We start from the raw sequence: 12147 nt of genomic DNA, 5'->3' as shown, positions 1-12147 counted from the left end.
CCCAGATGACCTTGCGGGCGCCGTCGGCGGCCGACTTGGTGGAGCCGAGGGCCCTGGCGGCCGCCAGGGCCGACTTCTCGGCGCTCGCCGCGCTCCTGGCCGGGGTGAGGCCGGCGACCCTGAGCGTGGCGTTGTTCGCCTTGACGACGCGCTCGGTGGCGCCCGACTTCGCGGTGTCGACGATCAGGTCGCCGCCGAGCACGGGCAGGCCCGCGTAGGTGCGCTCGTAACGGGTGTGCAGCGTGCCGTCGGCGTCCTTGACGACGTCCTTGACGACCAGCTTCTCCTGCGCGCCGAGGCCTATCGACCTGGCGGTGGCGGTCCGCTCGGCGTTCGCGTCGCGGAGCAGTTCGGCGCGCTGCGAGGGGGACAGCCGGACGGCCGCGTGGGCCGAATTGATCCGGCCGGGGTGCGGTGCGGCCGGGGCGGCGCTGGCCGCGCCCGACTGGACGGCGGCGGCGATCAGGGCGCTGACCCCGGCGAGGGCCACTACTGCGGTGCGGTGGGGGGTGTGTCTGCGAGAGGAACTGCTTCTCAACACTGACTCCTTCTGCGTGGCCGCGGGTCGCGCGGCCAGGGGAGATCCGGGCCACGGGTGGGCGGTCCGGGCAGAACTCGGCGGAACGCGGAACCATGTGCGCGTGCAGTGCCGGACTCGGCAGCCTCGGGTGACTCTGTGGGGTTGCTGTGAGTCGGCCGTGGGAAGAGTGGCAGCAGAAAACGTCGTCTGTCAGGACCGCGTCAGGAAGTTGGCCGGAAATCGTCCGTTGACCGGATGTTCATGTTCGGTATGCGGAATGTTTGTGGCGGTCGGCTGGAGGGGAGACCCGGTTACGCCGTCCGGTCGCCGTGCCAGGCCGCCCACAGCGCGGCGTACGCCCCGCCCGCCGCCACCAGCTCGTCGTGCGTGCCGAGTTCGGTGAGCAGGCCGCCCTCCATCACCGCCACCCGGTCGGCGTCGTGCGCGGTGCCCAGCCGGTGGGCGATGGCGATGACCGTACGGCCCGCCAGCACGGCCGCCAGAGCGCGCTCGGTGTGCCGGGCGGTCGCGGGGTCGAGCAGCGCGGTCGCCTCGTCCAGGATCAGCGTGTGCGGGTCGGCCAGCACCACCCGGGCGAGGGCGAGCTGCTGGGCCTGGGACCCGTCGACGGCACGGCCACCCGTGCCGAGCACGGTGTCCAGGCCCTCGGGGAGCGCACGGACCCAGTGCTCGGCTCCGACGGCCGTCAGCGCCGCCCACAGGCCGGCGTCGTCGGCGCCGGGTTCGGCGATCAGGAGGTTGTCCCGGACCGTGCCGAGGAAGACATGGTGTTCCTGGGTGACGAGGACGACCTGGCGGCGCAGCAGCTCCGGTTCCAGACCGGCGATCGGCACCCCGCCCACGGTCACCGTGCCCGCGCCGGGCGCGTCCACGCCCGCCAGCAGCCGGCTCAGCGTCGTCTTCCCGGCCCCGGAAGGACCGACCACCGCGAGCCGCTCCCCGGGCCGCACCGTCAGGTCCACCCCGCGCAGCACCTCGCCGCCCCGCTCGTAGGCGTACCGCACCCCGCGCACGTCGATCCGGTCGTCCGCCGGGGCCGGTGCCCCGCCCTCCGGGACCGCCCGGGGAGCCTGCGCCAGCCCCTCCACCCGAGCGAACGAGGCACCACTGGACTGGAGTTGCTCCACCCGCATCAGGATCTGGTCCAGCGGTTCCGTGAACTGCCGCAGATACAGCGCCGCCGACACCACCACCCCGACACCCGCGTGCAGCAGCCCGCCGAGCAGCAGCACACCCGCCACCGGCACGGTGTAGGACACCTCGACCGCGGGGAAGAACACCGACCGCAGGTACAAGGTGTAGAAGCGGGCCTTCCGGTTGGCCTCCAGCGCGTCGCGGCTCGTCGCGATCCGCTGCTCCTGGAGCCGGAACGCCTCCACGGTACGGGCCCCCGCCACCGTCGCCGTGACGCTCTCCGCCACCGCCGAGGTGGCCGCGCCCTCGGCGAGATAGCCGTCCCGGGCCCGGCGCAGGTACCAGCGCAGCGCGACCCACACCGGGGTCAGGCCGACCACCCCGAACAGCGCGAGCACCGGATCCAGGACGAAGACCGCGCCCATCACGAACAGCGCCTGCACCGAGCAGACCAGCAGTTCGGGTCCGACGTCCCGCAGGGTGGTGCCGACGGTGGCCACGTCGCCGGTGCCGCGCGCGGTCAGGTCACCGGTGCCGGCCCGCTCCACGACCGACGCGGGCAGCGCCAGCGCCCGGTCGACGAACTCCTCGCGGACCCGGGCGAGGGTCCGCTCGCCGAACCGGTGGCCCAGGTAGCGGGCGAAACGGGCCAACAGCAGCTGGGCGAGGGCGCAGAGCACGATCCAGCGGGCCAGCTGGTCCACGGCGCCGACCCCCCGGCCGGCCCGTACCGCGTCCACGATCCGGCCGACCAGCCACGGGCCCGCGAGGCCGGTGGCGGCGGCGAGGGCGTTCAGCACGATGGCGGCGGTGAAGGCGGCGCGGTCGGCCTGCACCAGGCGGAGGGTGGCGCGGCGGACCTCGGCCCGGCCGGCGACCGGCAGGTGGCCTGTCGTCGTCACCTGGCGACCTCCTCTTCCGGTGCTCGCGTCCCCGGCTGTTCCGGCGCCTCCGGCTCTTCCGTCTCCTCCGTGTCCCGGGCCACGAGTGCGCGGTAGCCGGGTGCGTACTCCAGCAGTTCCTCGTGGGTGCCGGTGGCGGCGACCTTGCCGTCGACCAGGTGGATCACCTCGTCGGCGTGGGCCAGCAGCAGCGGGGAGGTGGTGGTGAGGAGGGTGGTGCGGCCGGCGCGGGCGGTGCGCAGGCGCTGCGCCACGAGGGACTCGGTGTGGGCGTCCAGGGCGGAGGTGGGCTCCACGGCGAGGAGGATCTCCGGGTCGGCCAGCAACGCCCGGGCGAGGCGGATGCGTTGGCGTTGGCCACCGGAGAGGTTGCGGGCCTGGGCGGTGAGGGGGGAGTCGAGGCCGTGGGGGAGGGACTGGACGATGTCGTCGGCCGCGGCGGCGTGGAGGGCTGCGGTGAGGGGGGCGGTAGGGGGTGCCGGGGAGGGTGTGGGGGCGGAAGGGGGTGCCGGGGAGGGTTGTGCGGCGGGTGCGGGTGGTTCGTGGCTGGTCGCGCAGTTCCCCGCGCCCCTTTGGGGCGCGTTTGCGCTTGCGGAGATGACAGTGCTCAGGGGGCCTGCGAACAGGTCCGCCTCGTTGTCGGCCACCAGGATGCGGGACCGGACCTCCGGGAGGGGGACCGTGTCCAGGCGGGTCCCTCCCCAGGTCACGTCGGACGGGGTGTACCTGCCCAGGCGGTCGATCACCGTCGTCGTCTCCGTGGCGCTCGCGCCGACCAGGGCCGTCAGGCGGCCCGGGCGCACGCGTACCCCCGACTCCGGGTCGTGCAGGACGGCCGGGGCGGCCGGGGCCTGGGCGGTGGCCTCGGTCCGCTCCGGCTCCAGGCGCAGCAGGCGTACCACCCGGCGGGCGGCCACCACGCCCCGGCTCAGCTGGTAGCCCATGTCCAGGAAGAACGCGACCGGACCGACCAGGACCGCGACATAGCCGTACACCGAGACCAGCTGGCCCACGGTGATGTCACCCCGGGCGGTCATCCGGGCCGCGATCCAGGTGACCACCGCCAGGTACACCGTGGGCAGGCCGACGCCCAGCGCCTGGACCCAGCTGGCGACCGCGCCCACCCGGTACCCCTGGGCGCGCAGGTGCTGGGAGTCGCGGCGGAAGGCGTCCGCGAACAGGCCCTTGCCGCCCAGGCCGTTGAGGACGCGCAGGCCGCCCACGAGGTCGCCGATGCGGGCCGTGAGGACGCTCTGGCGTTCCCGGTACTCGGTCTCCCTGCCCTGGAGCCGCCGGGTCAGCGGACCCGCGAGCAGCGCCACCACCGGCACCCCGAGCAGCACCACGCCCGTCAGCAGCGGCGAGATCGTCATCAGGAGTCCCGCCACCACCGCGTACACCACGATCGCGCCCACTCCGGGGCCGACCACGGTGAGCGCCTGGGCGATGGTCTGGACGTCGCCGACGCCGATCGTGACGACCTCACCGGCCCCGGTCCGGCGCGGCAGTTCGGCACCGAGCCGGACCGCGTGCCCGACGACCAGCTTGACCGTGCGGAAGTTGGCGTCCATCCGCACCCGGGTCATCGTGCGGTGGCGCAGGATGCTGATCCACGCGTTCACCGCCCCGAGCAGGAAGATCGCCGACGTCCAGCCGGCCAGCACCGCCGTCCGGCCGGGCACCAGGCCGTCGTCGACGGCGCGCGCCATCAGGTACGGCGTCCCGGCCATCAGCGTCAGCCAGACACTGCCCAGCAACGCCCCGGCCAGCGACCGGCCCGGCTGGGCGCGCACCAGCCACCACAGGTAGTACCAGCCGCCGCGCGTGTCGGGCGTGCCCGGGTCCTCGTACGCGTCGATCACCCTGCGAGCCCCCGATCCGTCGGTCACGCCAGACTGTCCCGCCACGCCCGGTGCAGATCCGCGAACCTGCCGGTCCCGGCGATGAGTTCGGCCGGGCGGCCGTCCTCGACGATCCGGCCGTGCTCCATCACCAGCACCCGGTCGGCGATCTCCACGGTCGACAGCCGGTGCGCGATCACCACCGCCGTACGGCCCTTGAGCACGGTGTGCATCGCCCGCTGCACGGCACGCTCCCCGGGGACGTCCAGCGAACTGGTCGCCTCGTCGAGGATCAGCACCGCCGGGTCGGCGAGCAAGGCGCGTGCGAACGCGACCAGTTGGCGCTGTCCCGCCGAAATGCGCCCGCCGCGCTTGCGGACGTCCGTGTCGTAGCCGTCGGGCAGGGCCGCGATGAACTCGTGCGCGCCGATCGCCTTCGCCGCCTGCTCGATCTCCTCACGGGTGGCGTCCGGCCGGCCGATCGCGATGTTGTCGGCGACGGTGCCGGAGAACAGGAACGCCTCCTGGGTGACCATCACCACCCCGCGACGCAGTTCCGGCACGGTCAGGTCACGCAGGTCCACGCCGTCCAGGAGGACCCGGCCCTCGGACGGGTCGTAGAAGCGGGCGAGCAGCTTGGCGAGGGTCGACTTGCCGGCGCCGGTGGAGCCGACCACCGCGACCGTCTGCCCGGCGGGGAGGGTGAGGTCGAAGCGGGGGAGCACCTCGCCGCCGGTGCGGTAGGCGAACCGGACGCCGTCGAAGACGACCTCGCGACCGGGCAGTTCGGTCGCCGGCGGGGGCAGTTCCCGTGGCACCGAGGGCTCCGGGACGGACGGGGTCTGGGCCAGCAGACCCGCGATCTTCTCCAGTGAGGCCGCCGCCGACTGGTACGAGTTGAGGAACATGCCGAGGCGGTCGATCGGGTCGTACAGCCGCCGCAGGTAGAGCACGGCGGCGGCCAGGACGCCCAGTTCCAGTGAACCGGAAGCCACCCGGTAGGCGCCCCACAGCACGATCGCCGCGACCGCGGTGTTGGCCACCAGCCGGGAGCCGACCACATAGCGGGCCATCTCGAGGAGCGCGTCGCCGTTGGTGCGCTCGTGGCGGCGGTTCAGCACGGCGAACTCGGCGTCGTTGGCCGCCTCCCGGCGGAACGTGCGCACCGGGCGGATGCCGTTCATCGTCTCCACGAACTTCACGATCACCGCCGCGATCGCCGTGGAACGCGCCTTGTAGACCCGGACGGCCCGGCGCTGGTAGAGCCGCACCAGCAGGTACAGCGGCACGAAGGAGGCGACGGCGACCGCGCCGAGGCCCGCGTCCAGCCAGAGCAGCATCGCCGAGATGTAGACGAAGGAGAGGATGACCGTGATCAGCTCCTGGAGTCCCTCGTTCAGCAGCTCGCGCAGCGACTCGACGTCCGTGGTGGAGCGGGAGATGAGCCGGCCGGACGTGTACCGCTCGTGGAAGTCGATGCTCAGCGCCTGGGAGTGCCGGAAGATACGGCCCCGCAGGTCCAGCAGCACGTCCTGGTTGACCCGCGCGGACGCCTCGATGAACGCGAACTGGAGGCCGCCGGAGAGCAGCGCGCACAGACCGTACCCGGCCGCGACCGCGATCAGCGGGCCGTGGTCGTGGTGCCGGAACGCCGGTACGGCCCGGTCGATGGCGTACGCCACCAGCAGCGGGCCGGCCTGCACCGCGGCCTGCTGGAGCAGCAGGAGCAGGGTGGTGACGGCGACCCGCGCCTTCATGGGGGCGAGGAGCGAGCGGAGCAGGTCGGCCGTCGCACCGGGCGGGGTGGGCAGCACGTCCCGGTCGAAGGGGTCGCCGCCCCGGGAGGGCCGGCCGGGGAGTTCGTCGTCCTCGTCGGGGACGGGCAGGGAGGTGGCGGCGGTCATCGGCGGTGATCCTCCCCGGACATCAGGTGGGCGTACTCCGCGTTGTCGCGCAGCAGTTGGTGGTGGGTGCCGACGGCGGTGACCCGGCCGCCGGAGAGCAGGGCGACGCGGTCGGCGAGCAGGACGGTGGAGGGACGGTGGGCGACGATCAGCGCGGTGGTGTCGGCGAGGACCTCGCGCAGCGCGGCCTCCACCGCGGCCTCCGTGTGGACGTCGAGGGCGGAGAGCGGGTCGTCGAGGACGAGGAAGCGGGGGCGGCCGACGACCGCTCGTGCGAGCGCGAGGCGCTGGCGCTGGCCGCCGGAGAGACTGAGGCCCTGCTCGCCGACCTGGGTGCCGGTGCCCTCGGGCAGGGCGTGCACGAAGTCGGCCTGTGCGACGGACAGGGCGCGGGCCAGTTCGGGTTCGCCGGCCTCGTCGCCGGCTCCCATCAGCACGTTCTCACCCACGGACGCCGAGAAGAGGGTCGGTTCCTCGAAGGCCACGGCGACGCGGGAGCGGAGTTCCTCGCGGGGCATGGCGGTGATGTCCCGGCCGTCGAGGGTGATCCGCCCGGAGGTGACCTCGTGCAGGCGGGGGACGAGGGCGGTGAGGGTGGTCTTGCCGCTGCCGGTGGCGCCGACCAGGGCCATGGACTCGCCGGGGCGGATGTGGAGGTCGACGAGGTCGAGTGTGGGGGCGGAATCGGGGGCGGCTTCGGGGTAACGGAACCGCACGTTCTCGAAGCGGATGCCGTCGGGTGCGGGGACGGCGGGGCGGGGGCCGTGGTCGGGCGCGGCGCCGTTGTGGCCGGTCGCGCCCACGCGGCGGAGCCGCACAATGTCTCGCCCCGCGCCCCTTACGGGGCGCTGTCCAGGGGCCGGTTGAGGAGCGCCCCGTAGGGGCGCGGGGAACTGCGCGCTCAGCCCCCACGAACCCGCACCCGACAACGAACCGGCGTCCTCCTCCACCGCGTCCCACACCTCGAAGTACCGCTCGGTGGCCGTGGCGGCCTCCTGACTCATCGCCAGCAGGAATCCGATCGACTCCACCGGCCATCTCAGCGCCAGTGCCGTCGACAGGAACGCCACCAGCGTCCCCGCGCTCAGCTCGTGCTCCGCGACCTGGATCGAACCCCACAGCAGCGCCGCCCCGATCGCCACCTCCGGCAGCGTCACGATGACACCCCAGATCGTCCCCAGCATCCGCGCCTTGCGCAGTTCCGTGCCCCGAAGGGTGCGGACCAGGTCGCGGAACGCACGTGCCTGGCTGCGGTGGCGGCCGAACCCCTTGATGATGCGGATGCCGAGCACGCTCTCCTCGACCACCGTCGTCAGGTCGCCGACCTGGTCCTGGGCGAGCCGGGCCACCGTCGCGTACCGCTTCTCGAAGAGCACGCACGTCCAGATCACCGGGATCGTCGGCAGCAGGATGACCAGCCCCAGCGTCCAGTCCTGCATCAGCATGATCACCACGCCGACGAGGATGGTCACCCCGTTGACCAGCAGGAAGGTCAGGGGGAAGGCGAGGAACATGCGGAGCAGCATGAGGTCGGTGGTGGCCCGGGAGAGCAACTGGCCGGAGGCCCAGCGGTCGTGGAAGGCGACCGGCAGCCGCTGGAGACGGGCGTAGAGGCCGGCCCGCATCGACGCCTCGACGTGCGAGAGGGGTCTGGCGACCAGCCAGCGGCGCAACCCGAAGAGCAGCGCCTCCGCCAGTCCGAGCAGCAGCAGGTAGAGCGCGCCGAGCCACACCCCGGCCGGGTCGCGGTCGGCCACCGGGCCGTCCACGATCCACTTGAGCACGAGGGGGATCACCAGCCCCGTACAGGAGGCGACGATCGCCACGAAGGCGGCGGTGAACAGTCGCGTCCGCACCGGCCGTACGTAGGGCCACAGGCGCAGCAGGGTACGGACGGCGGACCGGTCCTTGGTGGTTGCACGTGTCGGAGGCATCAGGGGCGAGCCTACGGATCGGCACTGACGACGCCCACCGAGTTTTGGCCGGGCCGGGCTCCGCCGTAGGACCTACGACCAGGGCGTTCGAGCGGTCGTACGACCGGAGGGCCCGCATCAGCCGATCGGTTGATGCCGGGTCGAGCGGGGCGGCCGATGCGGCGGACCAGGGCCGGACGGGACCCTCGGAGCATGCCAACCGTCATCGAAGTGACAGATCTGCGGAAGTCCTACGGCGGCCGGGCCGTCGTGGACGGGGTGGGATTCGCCGTCGAGGAGGGGGAGATCTTCGGGATCCTCGGTCCGAACGGTGCCGGCAAGACCACCACCGTCGAGTGCGTGGAGGGGCTGCGGGTGCCGGACGGCGGCCGGGTCCGGGTCGCCGGGCTCGATCCCGTCGCCGAGCACGAGGAGGTCACCCGGGTCCTGGGCGCCCAGCTCCAGCAGAGCGAACTCCAGCCGAAGCTCACCGTCCGCGAGGCACTCGACCTGTACACCTCCTTCTTTGCGGACCCGGCCGACTGGCGGCCGCTCGCCGAGCGCCTCGGGCTCACCCCGAAGCTCACCACGCGGTTCGGCAGGCTCTCCGGCGGCCAGCGGCAACGCCTGTCCATCGCCCTGGCGTTGATCGGCAACCCGCGTGTCGTCGTCCTCGACGAGCTCACCACGGGACTCGACCCGCGCGCCCGGCGCGACACCTGGGCGCTGATCGAGGACGTCCGGGACCGCGGGGTCACCGTGCTGCTCGTCACCCACTTCATGGAGGAGGCGCAGCGGCTCTGCGACCGGATCGCGGTGATCGACAAGGGGCGGGTGGCCGCCCTGGACACCCCGGCCGGGCTGATCCGCCGCAGCGCCGGGGCCACCGTCATCAGCTTCACCCCGTCCGCCCCGCTGGACGACCACGACCTCGCCGGCCTCCCGGCGCTCGCCTCCGTCGAACGCAAGGACGGCCGGATCACGCTGGCCGGCACCGACGAGACCGTGAACGCCGTCATCACCCTGCTCGCCCGCCACCGCGTCACCGCCCACCAGCTGCGCGTCGTGGACGCGACCCTCGACGACGCCTTCCTCGACCTGACGAAGGAGGAAGCGGTATGAACACCGCCGTCCTGCGCACCGAGTTCCGTCTCTTCCGCCGGGAACCCGGCGCCGTCTTCTGGGTGTTCCTGTTCCCGACGCTGCTCCTGGTGATCCTCGGCTCCATCCCGTCGTTCCGGAACGCCGACTCCTCGCTGGGCGGGCTGCGGCCCGTCGACGCGTACGTGCCCATCGCCGTCCTGATCGCCCTGATCATGTCCGGGGTGCAGACCCTGCCGCAGGCGCTCACCGGCTACCGCGAGCGGGGCATCCTGCGCCGGATGCGGCTCACCCCCGTCCAGCCCTCGGCGCTGCTGTCCGCGCAGATGGCGGTGCAGGGCACGGTCGCGCTGGGCTCGGCGCTGCTCGCGCTCGTCGTCGGCCGGCTCGCCTTCGACGTACGGCTGCCGAAGCAGCCCGGCGGCTACCTGCTGGCGCTGCTGCTCGCGGCGGCGGCCGCCCTGGCGCTCGGCTCCGTCGTCTCGGCGCTGTCCCGCACCACGAAGATCGCGGGCGCGATCGGCTCGGCGGTGTTCTTCCCGATGATGTTCTGCGCGGGGGTGTGGATCCCGGTGCGGGAGATGCCGCACACCATGGCCCGGGTGGTCCAGCTGACCCCGTTCGGCGCGGCGGCCCGCGCCCTGGACCAGGCCGCCGCCGGCCACTGGCCGGGCTGGGACCACCTGGGGGTGCTCGCGCTCTGGGCGGTGCTGCTCACGGCGGGGGCGGCGCGCTGGTTCCGCTGGGAGTAGGCGGACAGGCCGTGCAGACTGGCGACATGACCACGGTGGACGGCCAGATCGACCGACGCTGGGAGCAGTTGCACACCTGGGGGCCGTACGGGCTGCTCGGCGTCGGCGTCGTCCTGGGGGTGGCCTCCGCGGACCCGGGCACCGCCCCGGCCACGTGGTACACGGCCTGGTCCCTGGTCGGTGCCGCGCTCGCCCTCCAGCTCTGGTGGCACGGCACCCGGGTGCGCCGTCCCGGTCGCGGCCGGACGCCGTCCCGGGCCGGGACCGCGTACTACGCCGTGCGCTGGGCCCTCGCCTTCGTCCTCACCTGGCTCAACCCGTTCTTCGCGTTCTACGCCGCCGCCGGCTACATGGACGCCGACGAGACGCTGCCGCCCCGGTGGCAGCGGTTCGGCCTGTTCGCCAGCGCGGTCACCGTGGCCGGCGCGCAGGCCGGCGGGCTGCCGCTGGCCGGCGTGGTCCAGTGGCTCCTCTTCATCCCGCTCCTGGTCGCCAACTCCGGGCTGCAACTGGTCGTCGCCCACCTCGACGAACAGGAGCGCCGGCGCTCGCGCGAGCGCACCGAGACCATCGCCGAACTGGAGCGCACCAACGTCGCCCTGCAGCAGGCCCTCGACGAGAACGCGGCGCTGCACGCCCAACTCCTCGTCCAGGCACGGGAGGCCGGGGTCGCCGACGAACGGCGGCGGCTGGCCGCCGAGATCCACGACACCCTCGCCCAGGGCCTGGCCGGGATCATCGCCCAGCTCCAGGTCGTCCTCAACACCCCCGACCCGGAGACGGCCGGGGACCACACGGCGCGCGCCCTGGCCCTCGCCCGGCACAGCCTGGGCGAGGCCCGCCGGTCCGTGCACAACCTCGCCCCGGTCGCCCTGGAGCACGACGGGCTGCCGGAGGCGCTGCGGAAGACGGTCGCCGAATGGGGCGAGCGGACCGGCGTGCGGGCCGAGTTCACCCTCACCGGCACCGCCGAGCAGCTGCACGGCGAGGTCGCGGCCACCCTCCTGCGCATCGTCCAGGAGGCCCTGTCCAACGCGGCCCGGCACGCGCGCGCGGCCCGGGTCGGGGTCACCCTCTCCTACCTGGGCGACGAGGTCATCCTCGACATCCGCGACGACGGCACCGGCTTCGACCTGCTCGCCGTGCCCGTCCGCAGCCGCGCCGGCGGCTTCGGCCTCGACGGGATGCGGGCCCGCGCCGAACGCATCGCGGGCACCCTGACCGTGGAGTCCGAACCGGGGCTCGGCACGGCCCTGTCGGCACGCGTACCGTTGGTCCGCCATGACAGCTGACCCCTCGATCTCCCTGCTGATCGTCGACGACCACCCCGTCGTCCGCGACGGCCTGCGCGGCATGTTCGAGTCCGCGCCCGGCTTCACGGTCCTCGGCGAGGCGTCGAACGGCGCCGAGGCCGTCGACCTCACCACCGCCCTCGACCCGGACGTCGTCCTCATGGACCTGCGGATGCCGGGCGGCGGCGGGGTCGACGCCATCCGGGAGCTGACCCGGCGGGGCGCCCGCGCCCGGGTCCTCGTCGTCACCACGTACGACACCGACACCGACACCCTGCCCGCGATCGAGGCGGGCGCGACCGGCTACCTCCTCAAGGACGCCCCGCGCGAGGAGCTGTTCACCGCCGTCCGCGCGGCCGCCCAGGGCCGTACCGTGCTCTCCCCGGCCGTCGCCTCCCGGCTGGTCTCCGCCGTCCGCGCCCCCGGCGCCCCCGGCAACGAACCGCTCTCCGCCCGCGAACGCGAGGTGCTGGCCCTGGTCGCCCGGGGCACCTCCAACCGTGAGATCGCCCGCGAACTCTTCATCAGCGAGGCCACGGTGAAGACCCACCTCACCCACCTGTACACCAAACTGGGCGTCAACGACCGCGCGGCCGCGGTCGCGACGGCCTACCAGCGGGGCATCCTCGGCTAGGGCCCTTCTGATGGATCTCCGCGGCGTCGCGACGCCCGCCGCCCCGCACGCCGATCGCACGCACCGAACGCCGCTCCTTCTTCCACGGAGATCCATCAGAATGGCCCTATCGCTGTGCCCGGAACGTCACCGG

At 73.5% G+C, this 12147-nt stretch carries 8 protein-coding genes and 1 pseudogene; 4 read left to right on the top strand and 5 right to left on the bottom strand.

Annotated elements, in window-relative coordinates; genetic code table 11:
• From AB0958_RS40205 to AB0958_RS40185, 5 genes and pseudogenes are all read right to left on the bottom strand, one after another.
• Nucleotides 1-538: pseudogene (locus AB0958_RS40205) on the bottom strand (peptidase M4); the annotation flags it as partial.
• Between the two features lie 293 nt (nt 539-831).
• A complete protein-coding gene (locus AB0958_RS40200; RefSeq protein WP_366895432.1) occupies nt 832-2577 on the bottom strand; it encodes an ABC transporter ATP-binding protein in 1746 nt (581 codons plus the stop codon).
• Nucleotides 2574-4439 (bottom strand): ABC transporter ATP-binding protein, encoded by a 1866-nt coding sequence (locus AB0958_RS40195; protein ID WP_366895439.1) that lies wholly within the window; start codon nt 4437-4439, stop codon nt 2574-2576. Before AB0958_RS40195 ends, AB0958_RS40200 begins: the two co-directional genes overlap by 4 nt.
• A gap of 23 nt (nt 4440-4462) precedes the next feature.
• The gene (locus AB0958_RS40190) at nt 4463-6322 is read right to left on the bottom strand and encodes an ABC transporter ATP-binding protein (RefSeq protein WP_366895431.1); all 1860 of its coding nucleotides are present in this window, start codon (nt 6320-6322) and stop codon (nt 4463-4465) included.
• Nucleotides 6319-8256, bottom strand: a complete 1938-nt coding sequence (locus tag AB0958_RS40185) for an ABC transporter ATP-binding protein (protein WP_366895430.1) — start codon at nt 8254-8256, stop codon at nt 6319-6321. Before AB0958_RS40185 ends, AB0958_RS40190 begins: the two co-directional genes overlap by 4 nt.
• A 192-nt stretch (nt 8257-8448) precedes the next feature.
• Between AB0958_RS40185 and AB0958_RS40180 the strand changes: the two genes are divergently transcribed.
• Genes AB0958_RS40180 through AB0958_RS40165 form a run of 4 tightly spaced genes read left to right on the top strand, consistent with a single transcriptional unit; the run spans nt 8449 to nt 12014 of the window.
• Nucleotides 8449-9357, top strand: a complete 909-nt coding sequence (locus AB0958_RS40180; RefSeq protein ID WP_366895429.1) for an ABC transporter ATP-binding protein — start codon at nt 8449-8451, stop codon at nt 9355-9357.
• Nucleotides 9354-10088 (top strand): ABC transporter permease, encoded by a 735-nt coding sequence (locus tag AB0958_RS40175; RefSeq protein WP_366895428.1) that lies wholly within the window; start codon nt 9354-9356, stop codon nt 10086-10088. The genes AB0958_RS40180 and AB0958_RS40175 overlap by 4 nt, the downstream gene beginning before the upstream one ends.
• Nucleotides 10089-10114: 26 nt before the next feature.
• Nucleotides 10115-11380 carry a sensor histidine kinase gene (locus AB0958_RS40170; protein WP_366895427.1) on the top strand — a complete coding sequence of 422 codons (1266 nt, stop codon included), beginning with the start codon at nt 10115-10117 and terminating at the stop codon, nt 11378-11380.
• Nucleotides 11370-12014: a response regulator transcription factor gene (locus AB0958_RS40165; protein WP_366895426.1), complete on the top strand. Its 645-nt coding sequence runs from the start codon at nt 11370-11372 to the stop codon at nt 12012-12014. Before AB0958_RS40170 ends, AB0958_RS40165 begins: the two co-directional genes overlap by 11 nt.
• Nucleotides 12015-12147: the final 133 nt, after the last annotated feature.

The sequence above is a fragment of the Streptomyces sp. NPDC006655 genome (assembly GCF_040703965.1).
Lineage (GTDB): Bacteria > Actinomycetota > Actinomycetes > Streptomycetales > Streptomycetaceae > Streptomyces.
Note: the sequence above shows the minus strand (reverse complement) of the source record. Positions and strands in the feature narration are given on the sequence as shown.